The organism is Kitasatospora sp. NBC_00315 (assembly GCF_041435095.1).
Classification (GTDB): Bacteria; Actinomycetota; Actinomycetes; order Streptomycetales; family Streptomycetaceae; genus Kitasatospora.
In genome coordinates, this window is the sequence record NZ_CP108025.1 from 4,309,971 (window position 1) to 4,325,745 (window position 15,775).

The window sequence follows — 15,775 nt, forward strand, 5'->3', positions numbered from 1 at the left end:
CTTTGCCGAAGCTTCAAGAACCCCTCGGAGACCGGTCAACTCGCCGGTGTCCGAGGGGTTTTCCGTGCTCTGCGGGCGTCCGCGGCGGTCATCGGGCGTCCCTGGGCCTCACCTAGGATGAGCCGCCGGGAGGGACGGCGGCGGTCCGGGAAGAGGCACAGGTGCGAGCAGCGGTTTCGGGCAGGTCCACCACCGACTACGGCGCCGCGACGGGACGGGTCGCCGGTCTGCCGATCCGCAGACACCATCTGCTGCTGGTGGCCTGGACGGTGCTCTGGTTCCTGCTGGTCGAGCCCAGCGGCGGTGTCTCCTGGCACTACCTGCGCCAGGGCGAGCAACTGCTCTTCGACCAGCAGCCCGGGGGCGGGCTCTCGCTCTACGCCCACCACCCCGAACTCCAGATCGGTCCGGTCAGCCTGGCCGCCGCCCGCCTGTTCGCGCCCTTCTCCGACCGTACGGGTCAGGTGCTGGCGGAGGCGACGATGTCCGCGCTGGGCCTGGTGATGCTGGTGCTGGTCGGTCGCACCGCCGCCTGGCACTACCTGGGCACCGGCACCAACCACCGGCGACTGCAACAGCGCCTGCTGGTGGCCGGATCGGCCTTCATCCCGATGTGGGTCGAGGTCTCCGTCAGGTTCGCCCACCTGGACGACGTGCTGGCCCTGTTCTTCACCACGCTCGCCGCGCACGCGCTCAGCCGGGGCCGGGCGACCGCCGTCGCCGTCTACCTGGCGCTGGCGGTGGACTCCAAGCCCTGGGCCCTGTCGTTCCTGCCGCTCGTCCTCGCACTGCCCCGCCCGGCCTGGCGGCGGACGCTGCTGTGGCTGGGCGCCCTGGTGGCCGTCGCCTGGCTGCCGTTCTACGCCGGCACCTCCGGCTCCTTCGCCGCCGCGCGGTTCACCATCCCCAACCAGGCCGCCTCCTCGCTGCGCTGGCTCGGTGTCTCGGATCCGGCGACGCCCTGGTGGGACCGCCCCGCGCAGGCGGCGCTCGGTCTCGGCCTGGGCTGTCTGGCGGTTCTGCGCGGCCGCTGGCCGGCCGTCGTGCTGGTCGGCGCCGACGCCCGGATCCTGTTCGACCCCAGCGTCTACACCTACTACACCGCGTCGATCATGCTCGGCACGCTGCTCTGGGACGCGGTCGGGCAGAAGCGACTGGTGCCCTGGTGGAGCTGGATCGCGCTGGCCGCGCTGTACGGAGGCACCCTGCTGATCCCGTCGGACTCGGCCCGGGGGCTCGTCAGGCTCGCCTTCGTGGTGCTCTCCACCGCGTACGTGCTGCTCCGGCCGGCCAGGCAGCAGCGGCGAGGCCGGAGCCCGGACGACGGCGCGGGTGCCCGGCGGGCGGGCGAGCGGCGGGCGCGCCGGGCCGACGGCGTGGCGCCCGGGCAGCACCGGCACCGCCCCGGCCGCGTCCTGGCGGGCACCCGCGGCTGACCGCGCGCCAGGGCCCCGTCCGCCGGGCGGCCGCCGGTCAGCCCGCGATCAGCTCCCGCGCGTCGTCCGGCAGCACGGCCGTCCGGGCCGGACGGCCGAACAGGGCCGTGACCAGCGCCGACCCGGCCACCGCGCCGACCAGCTGGGCGAGGACGAAGCCGGGTACCGAGCCGGGCGCGATCCCGCCGGCGCTGTCGGTGAACATCCGTCCCAGCGTCACGGCCGGGTTCGCGAAGCCCCCCGACGAGGTGGCCCAGCAGGCCGCGCCGGTCCAGCCGCCGACCGCCGGCGGGACGAGTGCGCCGCGCCCGCCCCTGAGCAGGCCGAACACCAGCAGGATCAGTACCCCGGTGGCCACCGCCTCGGCCAGCCGGAGCGGGAGGCCGTCCCGCCGCTGCCCGGAGAGCTCCAGCACCGGGTGCTCGAACATGGCGTTCGCCAGCCCCGTCCCGGCGACCGCTCCGGCCAGCTGGGCGGCCGCGTACGCCAGCAGGCCGCGCAGTGTCGGGCCGCCGGGGTCGCGCCGCCCGCTCCACCAGGCGGCGGCCGAGACCAGCGGGTTGAAGTGTCCGCCGGAGACCGGGCCCAGGACGGTGATCAGCACCACCAGGGCCAGTGCGGAGGCCGTCGCGCCGGCCAGCAGCCGGACCCCGCCGTCCGCATTGAGCGCGGTGGCCCGGATGCCGGTGCCGACCACGACGGCCGTCAGCACGGCGGTACCGATCGCTTCGGCGGCCAGTCGGCGCGGCAGAGCAGGTGCGGTCGGGGTCATGGCCCCATGCTCGTGGGTGGTCCTCGGCGGGACAATTGGCTGCTTCGTCCAAGCGACGGCCGCTGCCCGGCCCCGCGCTCGGAGACTCGCACGGCGCCGCGCACCCGGGAGGCGCCCGGTGCCGCCCGAAACCGGGGTTGACCCTGACGCGGCGTGAGGCCGCAGGGTGGGAGCAGCACGAAGGGAGCAACCCGGATGAGCACCGACTACACGGTGGGGCAGGTCGCGAAGGTCGCCGGAGTGACCGTCCGCACCCTGCACCACTACGACGGGATCGGGCTGCTGTCCCCGGGCGGCCGTACCCCGTCCGGCTACCGCCGCTACGAGGACGCCGATCTGGACCGGCTGCAGCAGATCCTGTTCTACCGCGAGCTCGGGTTCCCCCTGGAGGAGATCGCGGCCATTCTGGACGACGGCTCGGTGAGCCCGACCGAACACCTCCGCCGGCAGCACGAGCTGCTGACGGCGCGGATCGGTCACCTCCAGGAGCTGGCCGCGGCGGTCGAACGAGCCATGGAGGCGAACACGATGGGTGTCCGGCTGACCCCCGAGGAGAAGTTCGAGATGTTCGGGAGCGACTACGACGAGAACTGGGAGGGCGAGGCGGAGCGCCGGTGGGGCGGCTCCGAGGAGTGGAAGGACGCCCAACGGCGGACCGGCGGCTACCGCAAGGCGGACTGGGAGCGGATCAAGGCCGAGGCGGACGCGATCAACGAGCGCCTCGTGCGGGCGCTCGGGGCCGGTCTGGCTGCCGACGGCGGCGAGGCGATGGATCTCGCCGAGGTCCACCGGCAGCACATCAGCGAGCACTTCTACGCCTGCGGCTACGAGATCCACCGCGGGTTGGCCGCGATGTACCTCGCCGATCCCCGCTTCACCGCCACCTACGAGAAGCTCGCCCCCGGGCTGGCCCGGTGGCTGCACGACGCGATGATCGCCAACGCCGACCGGGCGGCCCGGACCGGTCGGCCCTGAGCACCTCCGGCGCCCGTCCGCACGCCCGCCGGTCCGCACGCCCGCCGGTCCGCACGCCCGCCGGGCCGGCGCCGGCGGGCGGGGCGGTCGACGGGTTGGTCAGGCCACGCCCCGGCCGAAGGAGCGCCGGTAGGCGGTCGGCGAGCTGCGCATGGTCCGGCCGAAGTGGTGGCGGAAGGTCGCCGCGCTCTCGAAGCCGACGGCGGTGGCGATCTCCTCGACCGTGCCGGCCGGGGCTTCGAGCAGCGGGAGGCTGGCGGCGATGCGCTGGGTGATGACCCAGCGCATCGGCGTGGTGCCGTTGCGGGCGGTGAAGTGCCGTAGATAGGAGCGGTCGGACATCCGGGCGGCGCGGGCGAGCAGGGAGACCGTGAGCGGGGTGGAGAGGTGCTCCATCGCCCACCGCATGCTGCGGGCGACGCCGTCGTCCTCCTCCTCGACCGGTCCGACCGCCGCCTCGATGAACTGGGCCTGACCGCCGTCGCGGTGCGGCGGGACGACGAACCGGCGGGCGACGCTGTTGGCCACCTTGGCACCGTGGTCGCGTCGGACGATGTGCAGGCACAGGTCGATGCCGGCCGCGCTGCCGGCGCTGGTCAGCACGTCGCCGCCGTCCACGTACAGGACGTCCGGGTTGACGTCGACCAGGGGGTGGCGCCGCTGGAGCAGTTCGGCGTACCGCCAGTGGGTGGTGGCCTCCCGGCCGTCCAGCAGGCCGGCGGCGGCGAGGGCGAACGCGCCCGAGCAGATCGAGACGATCCGGGCGCCGCGCTCGTGCGCCGTGCGCAGGGCGTCGACCAGGGCGGGGGACACCTCGCCGTTGAACGCGTTGGCCACGCCGGTGACGATGACGGTGTCGGCCGCGGCGAGTTCGTCCAGGCCGTGCGGGGCGGTGAGGGAGAAGCCCCCGACGGCGGCGAGCGCGGTGCCGGGCCGGTCGGCGCAGACCTTCAGGCCGTACCAGGGGGCGGCCAGCAGGCCGCCGACCTCCGGCCGGGCCAGCGCGAACACCTCCACCACCACGCCGAGTTCGAACGGCGCCATGCCGTCGAAGGCGTACACGGCGACGTCGTGCACCGGCTCCGGACGCCGCCCGATGGTGACCGCCACCGGCCCGGACGAGGCGGTGGCCGGGATCCCGGACTGCTGCTGCTCGGCCACGGGACCCCCTGATCGGCTGCCTGGCGCACTGTCGGCGAGTGTAGTTGCCCGTACCGGGCCGCCGGTCCGCCGACCGTTCGTAGGCGTCCGCCCGCCTCGTTCTGTTCCACTTCCGTCCCAGTTCTGTCCTGGTTCGGCCGGATCCGTTGCGCGATGAGCGAGGGCGTGAAAAAGAAACGCCGATCCGCCTGCAACCTCCGGGGGAGATGGACGTCCATAAGGGTGAGGGGACAGGCGGAGGCGGTGTCGACGCCGCTGGCACAATCGCCTGCGATCACGAACTTGATCAACTGTCCTGACCACGGCGGTGGGCCCACCGCCGTGGTCCCGGGGGAAAGCGGAACCTTCATGTCCATGGCCATCGGCCCGGCGCCGGCACCCGTCGGGGGACGGGGATTCACCCTCCGGAGGCTGCTGACGCTGCTCTTCGGAGCTCAGGAGGCGACGGGGGGCGACATCGGCCGCCCGGCGTCGCCACCGGTCGCGGAGCAGGAGGCCGCGCAGCGCCGGTCGGGCTTCCGGCTGCTGCGCGGGGGGCGCAAGCCGGTCGAGGACAAGCCCACCCTCACCGACCTCTACCACGCGCACCGGCTCGGCCTGGTCCGGATGGCCGTCCTCCTGGTGGACCACCAGGACCTGGCCGAGGACGTCGTGCAGGAGGCGTTCACCGCCCTCTACCAGCGGCACGGCGAGCAGCTGGACGACCTCGACAACGCGCTGGGCTACCTGCGCACCTCGGTGGTCAACGGCGCGCGCTCGATGCTCCGCCGCCGCAAGACGGCCCGCGAGTACGTACCGCCGCACGAGGCCGACGCGCCGTCGGCCGAGGACCACGCGGTCCTCAACGACGAGCACCGCAGGGTGCTCGTCGCACTGCAGGAACTCACCTCGCGTCAGCGTGAGGTGCTGGTGCTGCGGTACTGGTCAGACATGTCGGAGGCGCAGATAGCCGAGACCCTGGGGCTGTCCCGGGGTGCCGTGAAGTCCACCGCGAGCCGAGCCCTGGACGCGCTGGAGAAGCAGCTGGAGAAGGTTCGATGACCAAGAAGCATCCCTCCCTCGGCGACGTCCGCGGTACCGGAGGTGCCGGCGGCACCGGTGGAGTCGACGGCACGGGCGGTGGGGAGAGCCCCACCGAGCGCCTGCTCCGCGAGGCGCTTGCCGCCCGGGCCGACCGGATCACCGTCCACGACCTGCGTCCGGCCGCCCCGCCGTCCCGCCGGGTCCGCCGGCTGCGGCCGGTGTACGTCGCGGCGGTGCCGCTGTTCGGGCTCGCCGCCGCGCTGGCCTTCGGCGTTCTCGGCCTGCGCGGGGACAACGTGGCCAGGCACGACCAGGTCCCGCCGGCGGCCACGCTCACCTCCACCCCGACGCCGAGCGCGACGCCGAGCGTCAGCCCCAGCGCGACCGCCCCGGTGGCCGGGGTCACCGAGAGCCTGGCGGCCCCGGGTTCGAGCGGCTCGACCTCCCCGACCGCGGCGACGCCGTACACCTTCCGCGGGGTGAAGTTCCAGCTCCCCGCGGGCTGGCGGGTGCCCGTCCAGGACCCGAACTCCACCACCCTGTGCGTGCTCAGCCCGGGGGCGCCGCAGACGCAGTCGGGTTCGTTCGAGGGCGCCTGCGGCCCGTACGGGATCGTGCTGGCGGTGTACAACACCCCCGAGGAGGTCGGCGGGGCGACCTGGCCGACGTCGGGCGCGCTCGATGCGCCCGACGGCTGGGCGCACCAGCCGTACTGCTCGGCGTGGGGGAACCCGCACGAGATCGGCCCCTCGGACACCTACAGGCAGGTCGGGAGCCCCGTCCGGACCCGCGACATCGTGGCGAGCCGGGCCGTCTACAAGACCCAGTGGCAGGTCTCCTGCAACACCCGGGAGAACTACACGGTCCAGATGTGGGGCCTGAAGGGCGATCAGGTCTTCGTCGTGGCGAGCGGCCTCAAGCCCGACTACCAGGCCGGACTGGTGTCGATCCTGGACACGCTGGACCTGACCGGTCGCCAGGCCCCCCTGCTCATGCCGCACACCCGGGACATCGAGGTCACCACGGAGGGTCTCGGCGTCGGCCAGCAGGTGTCGAACGACGGGACGGCCGTCACGTTCTCGGTCACCTACCGCAACACCAGCCAGACCAGCTACCCCGGCGTGCAGCCGCTGCTCTTCGCCGAGCAGTACGCGGGTTCGCCGGGCCAGGTCGTCGTGGGGACCGAGGGCACGCTGGAGCGCCAGGACGGCACCACGTGGACCCAGACGGACACCTTCGGGACGGGCAGTGGGATGGACTACGCCACCCAGGGCCGGGACGCGGTGTTCCCGCTGGCCCCGGGCCAGAGTCGGACGGTGAAGTACCGGATGAAGCTGACCGCCCGGGACGGCGCCGGGGTGCTGCCGGTGACCGCCCAGGCGGTACTGCCGTACAGCGGGTCCGGCGAACTGTCCGTGCTGGGGGAGAAGAGCGTCCCGGTCCGGGTCGTCACGAAGTAGCACCACGACCGGCCGGTGGCCGGTGCTCCGGGCGGGTGACCCGGACGCGGCGCGGGCCGGCCCCCACCGAGGGGGCCGGCCCGCGCTGTGCTGTGCTGTGCTGTGCGCAGTCGGGCACGGCACGCGCCGTGCTGTGCGCAGGTGCCGAGTGGCGCCGGTCCGGGGAGCGGTCAGTGCGCCAGCGAGGCCATCCACGCCTCGACGTCCTCGGCGCGCCGGGGCAGCGCGGCCGAGAGGTTCTCGTTGCCGTCCTCGGTGACCAGGATGTCGTCCTCGATCCGGACGCCGATGCCGCGGTACTCCTGCGGCACCGTCAGGTCGTCCTGCTGGAAGTACAGGCCGGGCTCGACGGTCAGCACCATGCCCGGCTCCAGCGTGGCGTCGACGTACGCCTCGCGCCGCGCCTGCGCGCAGTCGTGGACGTCCAGGCCCAGCATATGGCCGGTGCCGTGCAGGGTCCAGCGGCGCTGCAGGCCGAGCTCCAGGACCTTCTCGACGTCGTACACGGCGGCGTCCAGCAGGCCCCAGGCGAGCAGCCGCTCGGCGAGCACCCGCTGCGAGGCGTCGTGGAAGTCGCGGAACCGGGCACCGGGGCGCACCGCCGCGATACCGGCCTCCTGGGCGTCGTGGACGGCCTGGTAGATCTTGCGCTGCAGGTCGTCGAACCGCCCGTTGATCGGCAGCGTGCGCGTGACGTCGGCCGTGTAGAGGGTGTCGGTCTCCACGCCGGCGTCGAGCAGCAGCAGCTCCCCGGGGCGGACGTCGCCGTCGTTGCGCACCCAGTGCAGGGTGGTCGCGTGCGGCCCGGCCGCGCAGATCGAGCCGTAGCCGACGTCGTTGCCCTCGACCCGGGCGCGGCGCCAGAAGGTGCCCTCGATCCAGCGCTCGGAGGTCGCCACCGCCTGGCCGAGCTCCCGGACCACGTCGGTGAAGCCCTTGACGGTGGCGGTGCAGGCGGCCCGCAGCTCGCCGATCTCCCAGGCGTCCTTGACCAGGCGCAGCCCGCTCAGGAACACCTTGAGCTCGGCGTCCTTCTCCTCGTCCACGACGCCGGCGAGCGCGGCCTCCAGGCCGGCGTCGTAGCCGCGGACGATCCGGGTCGGTGCGGGGGCGGCGGCGCCGAGCTCCTCGGCGGCCTTGCGGACGTCCCGGGCCGGCAGGCCGAGCAGCTGCTCGGCCTCGTCCAGGCTGTGCCGGCGGCCGACCCAGAGCTCGCCGTTGCCGTCCAGCCAGAACTCGCCGTTCGCGCGGTTCGAGCGGGGCCGCAGGTAGAGCCGGAACGTGTGGCCGGTGGTACCGGTCGGTTCGGCGACCAGCACCGCGTCCTCGGTCCGGTCACCGGTGAGGTGCACGTACTCGCTGGCGGCCCGGAAGGCGTACTCGGTGTCGTTGGCCCGGACCCGCAGGTTACCGGCCGGGACGACCAGCCGCTCGCCCGGGAAGGCGGCGGAGAGCCTGGCACGGCGCTCGGCGGTGAACGGGGCCTGGGCGACCGGGGCGAGGCCGTGCAGCTCGGTGTCGGCCCAGCCGGTCTTCATCGAGGTGGCGAGTTCGTCGGAGACCTCGTCGTAGAGCCCGTTCTTGCGGCCCTTCGGGAGCTCTTCCTCATCGGTACCGGCGGCTTCGGGGTTCTCAGCCACTGCCGGGGTACGGTCCTCGGTCACGTACGTCGCCTCCTTGCGAGTAGGCCGGCCACGAAGGTCCCCCCGGCCGGAGGCCGGAGGCGCGTCGGATCGCGACACGCGTGGGCGGCCGTCGGTCCCATGGTACGGACGGCCGCCCGTTCACCCGTTCGGGGGAAGTCGCCCCTGATCCGCGGGGGCGGCCTCCTACTCGAAGCGGGCGGCGAGCAGCACCAGGTCGTCCGTCCCGGCCGGGGCGCACCCGCCGGCCGTCGCGGCGCGGGCCAGCAGGTGGGTGCAGAGCCGGTCCGGATCGGCCCGGACCTCGCGCGGGGCGTCCGCCGCCGCCCGCCGCAGCGCGGCCTGCCCGGCGTGCAGGGTCGGCCCGAACCGGCGGGCCAGGCCCTCGGTGTAGAGCACCAGCAGATCGCCGCGGTCCGCGTCCAGCTCGACGCCGGGGGCCTCCCAGCAGCTGAGCATGCCGAGTGGCGCGGACAGCGAGGTCTCCACGAAGTTCGCGCCGTACCCGGTGACCAGCACCGGCGGGCAGTGCCCGGCACCGGCCAGCGTGATCCGGCGCTCGGCCGGTTCCACCCAGGCGTAGGCGGCGGTGGCGCTGCGGGCGGGCTCGGTGGTCTTGAGCAGCAGCTCCAGATCGCCGAGGACGGAGACCGGGTCCTCGCCCTCCAGCACGGCGTACGCCCGCAGCGCCGCCCGGATCCTGCCCATCGCCGCGGCGGCGCCGGGGGCGGAGGCGGGCCCCGCGCCCGGGCCGTCCCCCGAGACGCTGCCGACGCTCAGCCCGAGGGTGCCGTCCGGCAGGGCGATCGCGTCGTACCAGTCGCTGCCGGACGAGCGCTCCAGGTCGGCGGGGACGCAGCGCCCGGCCAGCCGGACCCCCGGCACCCGGGGGAGGTGGCCCGGCAGCAGGCCCCGGCGCAGCGCCTCGGCGGTGCGCCGGGAGCGCTCCGCCGCCAGCTGCCCGGCCAGCAGCGGGGCCGCGAACTCGCAGTACGCCTCGGCGAGCCGCAGCCGGCGACCGTCCGGCACGGTGGGCTCGTCGAAGAACCAGACGGCGGCGGCCAGCGGGCCGTCCTCCTCGGTGGCGAGCGGCAGGCCCACACAGGCGCCGAGGCCGAGCTGGGCCGCCACCTCCCGCAGCCGGGGCCCGGTCGCGGGGCTGCCGACCAGGTCGGTGTGGACCAGCCGGCGGGGGCGGCCGTGGCCGCGCAGCAGCCCGCCGACCGGGCCCTCCCCGGTCGGGACGGTCTCCAGCGCGCCGAGCCCGGGCCGGTCCAGGCCCAGGCCGACGGGCCGGCCGGGGCCGCCCGGAGCGGCGGTGACCGTGAAGCCGCGACGGGCGCGCAGCAGGGCGGCCCCCGAGCCGAGCACCGCGGCCAGGGTGGCGTCCAGACCACGGGCGCGGCCGAGCAGCGCGGTGTGCTCGTACAGCTCGGTGAGGTCGTCGAGCTCGGTGGGGCCGCCGGGCCCCGCGGCCCGGGAGGCCCGGCCGCCGTCCGCGCTCGGGCCGCCCGGCGGGCCGCACAGGGCGGTCGCCCCGGCGGTGGGCAGTCCGAGCACCGGCGGCCGGGTGGCCCGGACGGCCGCCGGGCGGATCCCGGCCGGCGCGCCCGGGTCGGTGCTCGTCGTGGTGGGGGTCGTCGCGCGGAGCTGCGCCGCGGACGGGTGCGTCGTGGACAGCTGCGCCGTCGGCAGCTGCGCCGCGGACGGATGGGGCTCGGTCATGCCGCTACTCCCAGCACGGTGGTTAGGGTGATGTCTGCTCGGTGCTTCCCGGTGCTTCCCGGCGCTGTCCGTCGCCGCTGTGCGGCTCAGTACTTCCTGTCATTGATCGTCATCAACGGCACCACTTCTGGACAGGCCATTCGGGGCATTTCCGGGGCCGGGGCGCCCGCCGTGCGGCCCGGCCCGCCACGGCTGCCGGCCGCGGGGCATGGAAAGCCGGAGAGCGGGCAGAGTGCCAGGGACGGGGCTCCGCCACGGGTCGAGCCGAAGGCCGGACCGATGGCCGTCCGGATCGTATGCGTAAGCCGCCCGTAGCCCGGGCCGGTCGCGGGCCACTCACTCGTACGGTGGAACCAGCAGCGTCTGAGCGGCGTCCATTCGGTCGCATGAGGGATTCTCGTTCCAGGGGCCGACCTGTCAGGGGCCCTTTCAAGTCCTGTTCCATGTCGTGTTCCACGTCGCGTGCGGTCCGGCGCGGCTGCGGTGATGGCCGGCCCATGAGGCCGTAACGGCTCCGGTGGGGTCGGCAAGCCCCAGCGGTCACGGAAAGGAACGAGCGCCCATGCGTGAGACCAGGCGAGACCGACGAGAGGCCCGTTCGGCACGACTGGAGGCGGCCCTGGCGGCCGCCGTCGAGTACGGCTGGCCGGTGGTGCCCGGTGCCCGGGCCACCGGCGACCGCTGCTCCTGCCGGAACACCGAGTGTCCCGTTCCCGGAGCACACCCGGACGACCCGGAGCTGCTGGCGGCCACCACCGAGCCCCGGATGGTGCGCTGGTGGTGGGAGCGTCGCAGCCCCGACGCGCCCGTCCTGCTGGCCACCGGCCGGGCGGTCTCCGGGGTCAGCCTGCCCGCGGTGGCGGCGGCCCGGGCCCTCGCCTACTTCGCGGCGCTGCGGATGCCGCTCGGCCCGGTGCTGACCTCGCCCGGGCGGTACACGCTGCTGGTCGCCCCGTACTCGATGGACGCGTTGGCCGAGCTGCTGGCGCAGCAGCCCTGGGTGCCGGGATCGATGCGCTACCACGGCCCCGGCGGGTACCTGGTGCTGCCGCCGGGATCGGGCCAGGGCCGGGTGCGGTGGGTGCTGCCGCCGCGGCGGGCCGAGGGCGGTGGGGTCTGGCTGCCGGAGGTGGGCCCGCTGCTGGAGGAGCTGGTCACCGCCACCGCGAAGCAGGACAGCGGTCGGCCCCGGTTCTGACGCCGCCCGGTCGCGGCCGGGCCGGTGCGACTCCGGTCACGGACAGTGATGTCCGGACATGAGAAATCCGGCCGCTGGCGACGGGGGATGCACCAGCGACCGGACTGATTGAAACAGTAACAAGAATCTGCTGCCGCGCCAATTTCCAAGACCCGGCCGCCGCCCGGAAATTGCGGGCGGCGGCCGGAATGTGACGCGTATCACAGTGCTCAGTTGAGCGTGACCTGACGGTTCACCAGGTTGGCACGGGCCCGACGCTCCTCGGCGGTCAGCGGGGCGTCGTCCTTCAGCGTCTCGGCGAGCCGCTCGGCGAACTCGGCGGCCGGCTTCTCGCAGTCGGCGGCGGTCATCCCGACCGGCAGGTCCCAGACCGGGACGGTCAGCCCGTGGGCCCGGAACGACCCGACCAGGCGGGTGTCCGCGCCGATGGAGGAGCGGTCGGCGGCGGTCAGCTTCGCCAGCGCGTCCAGCAGCTGCTCCTCGGGCACGGTCATCACCCAGCGCAGGTGGTTCTTGTCCGGCGTGGCGCACCAGTACGCGGCGTCCACGCCGGCCAGCTTCTCGGTCGGGATGGCCGAGGCGTTGGCCCGCTCCAGCGAGGCGGCGACCTCGCCGGTGGCGGCCTCGGCGTCCTCCAGCCAGAACTCGAAGCCGGTGTGCACGGCCGGGGTGAACGCGGCGGCCGGGTCGAGCAGGTCCTGCAGACGGCGCCCGCCCGGGACGGTCCGGCGGGACGGCACCGGGGCACCGGGCTCGACGGACAGCGCCAGCTCCAGGGCGTCCGCCAGGTCGCGGCTCAGGTCGCCGGAGGAGGACTGGGTCTGCAGGCCCAGCAGGATGGAGCCGTCCGCGCGGCGCAGCGCGGGCCACGCCAGCGGCAGCACGGTCGCCAGGGTCACCGAGGGGACGTCACCCGTCGCGCCGTCGGCCACCCCGGCGGCCAGCGTCAGCGGTACCGTCGCGGCCGGCACCAGCTCACGCAACGCGACCCAGTCGGCCTCGCCGGCCAGCTCTTCGAACGGACGGTGCACCAGCTCCTGGACCGCGTGCGAGGCCTCCCGGCCGTGACACGCCTTGTACCGGCGGCCCGACCCGCAGGGGCAGTCCTCCCGGGCTCCGACCACGGGGATCTCACCCGTGCCGGCGGTGGCGGTGGCGGACTGGCTGCGCTGCGGCGCCTTCTTGGCGGCGGCCTTCTTGCCCATGGTGCGGCTCTCCCGGAAACGGTGACGGCTTGCTCCGGGCAGCCTACTGAGGTTTCCTCACGCGCTTCGCGCGTCGCTCCCGCCCCGCCGGGCGTGCCGGGCCCGGGTCGGCAGACAGGCCCACACCGTGACCTCGCCGGGGGCGTCCCGTACCCCCCAGTCGTCGGACAGCCGGCCGACGATGCTCAGGCCGCGCCCGCCGCGCGAGGTCAGCGAGGGGCTGGAGGGCAGTGGCCGGGTCGGTGCGCCGCCGTCGGTGACCTCCAGGGTCAGCATCCCGTCCGGGCGCAGCTGCCAGCGGATCAGGACACCGCCGTCCTGCTCGGCGAGGACCGGTCGCCGGTCGCCGTCGCGGCCGTCCGGGCCGCCGTGGACCGGGCGGGCGCTCTCGCCCGTCGGGTAGCCGGAGGGCAGGCCGACCAGCACGTTGTCCACCACCTCGGCCTCGCTCCGCTCGCCCAGGTCGAGCAGCCGGCCGAGCGGTCTCGCGTAGCGGCAGGCATTGCTGAGCAGTTCGGACAGGATCAGAACCGCGTCGTCGACCACCGTCTCCGGTACTTGTCGGTCGCCCAGATCTCGACGAAGACGACGCCGCGCGACCCCGACGCTGGACGGGCCGTGCGGCACCGCCATGGTCGATGAAGTAGGCACTTCGCGCGCCACCATCAACGCCACCCCCGGACCTCCTTCAGCGTATGCCGAGGGATGAATGCCCCTTGGGAATGCGCCGGAAACGGTTCTGGGGCGATCCTGCGCGGACATTTCAAGCCGTCCGGTGGTCACGGTGCGAAAGGTGATTCCGCGCTCGTACCGGTGGATTCCGGAGATCGGAGCCGGCCCCGTCGAGGCGCCCGCCGCTACCGCCCGAGCCGGGCGAGCACCTGGGCCGGGCGGTTGGTGATGATCGCCGACACCCCGAGATCCAGGCAGAGCTCGACGTCGGCCGGTTCGTCCACGGTCCACACGTGCACCTGGTGGCCGGCCGCAAGCAGGGCCGGCACCAGCTCGGGGCGGGAGCGCACCAGGTCGATCCCCGGCCCGGCGATGCCCGCGCCGCCCGGCAGCGAGCCGCCGGGCGAAAGCCGCAGCGGCAGCATCCGGTCGAACAGGAACACCCGGGAGTACTCCGGCGCCGCCCGCCGTACCCGGCCGAGTGCCAGCGAGGAGAAGCTCATGATCCTGGCCTGCGCCCGTCCCTCGGGTCCGCCGGGGCCCTCGATGCCGAACCGCGCCAGCGCCTTCAGCAGCTCGGCCTCGACCCGGCCCCGGTACCGGACCGGGTGCTTGGTCTCGATCGCCAGGTCGACCCGGCGGCCGCAGTCGACGACCAGCTCCAGCAGGCTGTCCAGCCGCAGCACCGGGCGGGCCGTGTCGCCGTTCTTCCAGGAGCCGAAGTCGTACGCCTCCAGCTGGGCCAGCGTCATCGCGGAGACCGCGCCGCGGCCGTTCGAGACCCGCGAGATCGTCCGGTCGTGCACGCAGACCAGCCGTCCGTCCGCGGTCAGCCGTACGTCGCACTCGAAGCCGTCCGCGCCCTCGGCGAGTGCTCGCTCGTACGCGGCCAGTGTGTGCTCCGGCAGGGCGTCCGAGGAGCCGCGGTGCGCGACCACCTGGACGGCGCAGGCGCGGCGGGCGGCGGCGGGGGAGAGGTCGGGGCTGGTCACAGGGCCAACGATAGGCCCGGTACGTGAAGCGGGGGCGACGGCGGTCCCAACGTGCGGGGCCGCCGTCGCCGCTCCGGCTCAGTCGGTCGTCGCGTCGCTCCGGTCCCGGGTCAGCGGGGTGAGGGCCCAGGTGACCAGGGCGGGCACCAGGAAGCTGAGGAGCGAGGCCGAGGTCCACGACTGCGGGGTGAAGTGCAGCCTGGTCTGTGCGGCCGTCCAGAAGTCCACCCACCAGCCGGCGACGGCGGTCGGCGCGATGAACTGGTAGGTGGCGAAGCCCAGCGCCCACGGCAGCAGCATCAGCGGTCGCGACGGCGCCCGCTCGGAGAGGTTCCAGCCGCGGCGGCCCGCGCCGAGGAAGTAGTCGACGGCGAGCACCGCGAACAGCGGGACGAAGACCGAGCCGATCAGGTAGAGGAAGTTGTTGTACGTGTCGGTGAACTGCTTGATCTGCAGTGCCAGCACGGTGATCAGCAGGCCGATCCCGCCGGTCAGCAGCCGGCGGTCGACCCGCGGGAAGAGGTTGTGGATCGACATGGCGGTCGAGTAGACGTTGGCGAACGACTGGTCGGTCTCCCGCAGCACCAGCACCAGCAGGAACGCCCAGCCCGCCCAGACGCCGGTGAACGAGGAGAAGATCTTCTCGGTGTCACCGCCGGACTGCAGCAGCGCGATCAGGCCCAGCACGTAGCACCAGACCTGGGCGAGGGTGTAGCCGGAGAAGGTGCCCCAGAAGGAGGCCGACGGCGTCCGGGAGTGCCGTGTGTAGTCGGCGGCCAGCGGCACGAAGGAGATCGACACCGCGACGACCGCGTCGGTCGAGTGCAGGAAGCCGTGCCAGTTGCCCGCCCCCGGGTCGGGGAAGCCCTGCCGGCCCAGCTGGACGGTGAAGTACACCATCGCGATGCCCACCGCCACGGCCACGTACTTGCGCAGCACGGCGATCGCGCCGAGCGGCCAGATGGTCAGCACGGTGGTCAGCGCGCCCGCCAGGACCACGAACAGCCAGCGGTACCCGTCGGTGCCGGCCACCGTCTGGGCGCCCCCCGCGATCACGATCAGTTCGAAGACGCCCCAGCCGACGCACTGCGCGATGTTCAGCACGGTCGGGACGTAGCTCAGCCGGGTGCCGAACAGCCCGCGCAGGTTCGCCATCGCCGGCGCCCCCGTCCGGGCGCCGATCAGCGCGGCGACGGCGAGCATCGCCGTACCGATCGCCGTGCCCGCGACGATCGCGACGACGGCTGCGGCGAAGGACAGCTCCTGGCCCGCCGTGCCCAGCACGGTCGCGGCGCTGGTGAAGCCGATCAGGCTGACGCCCAGGTTCAGCCAGAGCGCGAACTGGTCCCTGAAGGACAGCGTGCGCGGCGGCTCGGTGTCGAGGACGAGCGGGGCCTCCGCGTGCCCGCTCGGTCCGGGGCGCTCCAGCACGGCGACGGACGGGTGAAGTCCGTCCTGCGGCTCGGGCAATTGCGTGGACGCGGACGCGTCCGGAGAAGAGGATGACGAAGCG

Annotated in this window: 13 protein-coding genes; 5 read left to right on the forward strand and 8 right to left on the reverse strand. The window is 74.1% G+C overall.

Annotation, left to right across the window (positions count from 1 at the left end; translation table 11 throughout):
• Positions 1-161: 161 nt before the first annotated feature.
• A complete protein-coding gene (locus OG823_RS17580) occupies positions 162-1,436 on the forward strand; it encodes a hypothetical protein (protein WP_371480530.1) in 1,275 nt (424 codons plus the stop codon).
• Between the two features lie 37 nt (positions 1,437-1,473).
• Here OG823_RS17580 and OG823_RS17585 read toward each other — a convergent pair whose 3' ends face one another.
• Entirely contained in the window at positions 1,474-2,208 is a 735-nt protein-coding gene (locus tag OG823_RS17585; protein ID WP_371480531.1) for an aquaporin, read from the reverse strand.
• Between the two features lie 195 nt (positions 2,209-2,403).
• On the opposite strand from OG823_RS17585, the gene OG823_RS17590 reads away from it, so the two are divergent.
• A complete protein-coding gene (locus tag OG823_RS17590; protein ID WP_371480532.1) occupies positions 2,404-3,183 on the forward strand; it encodes a MerR family transcriptional regulator in 780 nt (259 codons plus the stop codon).
• A gap of 99 nt (positions 3,184-3,282) precedes the next feature.
• Here the strand turns inward: OG823_RS17590 and OG823_RS17595 are convergent, their stop codons facing one another.
• A complete protein-coding gene (locus OG823_RS17595) occupies positions 3,283-4,344 on the reverse strand; it encodes a helix-turn-helix domain-containing protein (RefSeq protein ID WP_371480533.1) in 1,062 nt (353 codons plus the stop codon).
• Positions 4,345-4,692: 348 nt separating this feature from the next.
• Here OG823_RS17595 and OG823_RS17600 point away from each other — a divergent pair, with 348 nt between their 5' ends.
• Positions 4,693-5,385 carry an RNA polymerase sigma factor gene (locus OG823_RS17600; protein ID WP_371480534.1) on the forward strand — a complete coding sequence of 231 codons (693 nt, stop codon included), beginning with the start codon at positions 4,693-4,695 and terminating at the stop codon, positions 5,383-5,385.
• Positions 5,382-6,827: a hypothetical protein gene (locus OG823_RS17605; protein ID WP_371480535.1), complete on the forward strand. Its 1,446-nt coding sequence runs from the start codon at positions 5,382-5,384 to the stop codon at positions 6,825-6,827. The genes OG823_RS17600 and OG823_RS17605 overlap by 4 nt, the downstream gene beginning before the upstream one ends.
• A gap of 170 nt (positions 6,828-6,997) precedes the next feature.
• Here the strand turns inward: OG823_RS17605 and OG823_RS17610 are convergent, their stop codons facing one another.
• Positions 6,998-8,467: an aminopeptidase P family protein gene (locus tag OG823_RS17610; RefSeq protein ID WP_371484515.1), complete on the reverse strand. Its 1,470-nt coding sequence runs from the start codon at positions 8,465-8,467 to the stop codon at positions 6,998-7,000.
• 189 nt (positions 8,468-8,656) lie between these two features.
• Positions 8,657-10,195, reverse strand: a complete 1,539-nt coding sequence (locus OG823_RS17615) for a PP2C family protein-serine/threonine phosphatase (protein WP_371480536.1) — start codon at positions 10,193-10,195, stop codon at positions 8,657-8,659.
• Positions 10,196-10,757: 562 nt separating this feature from the next.
• On the opposite strand from OG823_RS17615, the gene OG823_RS17620 reads away from it, so the two are divergent.
• Positions 10,758-11,393, forward strand: coding sequence for a bifunctional DNA primase/polymerase (locus OG823_RS17620; protein WP_371480537.1), 636 nt, complete (start codon positions 10,758-10,760; stop codon positions 11,391-11,393).
• A 209-nt stretch (positions 11,394-11,602) separates the two neighbouring features.
• On the opposite strand, the gene OG823_RS17625 is transcribed toward OG823_RS17620, so the two are convergent.
• The 4 genes from OG823_RS17625 to OG823_RS17640 form a co-directional block, all read right to left on the reverse strand.
• On the reverse strand, positions 11,603-12,598 hold the full coding sequence (locus OG823_RS17625) for a DUF5926 family protein (protein ID WP_371480538.1): 996 nt from the start codon (positions 12,596-12,598) through the stop codon (positions 11,603-11,605).
• Positions 12,599-12,655: 57 nt separating this feature from the next.
• Entirely contained in the window at positions 12,656-13,144 is a 489-nt protein-coding gene (locus OG823_RS17630; RefSeq protein WP_371480539.1) for an ATP-binding protein, read from the reverse strand.
• Between the two features lie 311 nt (positions 13,145-13,455).
• Complete coding sequence (locus OG823_RS17635; RefSeq protein WP_371480540.1) at positions 13,456-14,262, reverse strand: glycerophosphodiester phosphodiesterase family protein; 807 nt, start codon at positions 14,260-14,262, stop codon at positions 13,456-13,458.
• Positions 14,263-14,340: 78 nt separating this feature from the next.
• A complete protein-coding gene (locus tag OG823_RS17640; RefSeq protein ID WP_371480541.1) occupies positions 14,341-15,732 on the reverse strand; it encodes a cytosine permease in 1,392 nt (463 codons plus the stop codon).
• Between the last annotated feature and the right edge of the window lie 43 nt (positions 15,733-15,775).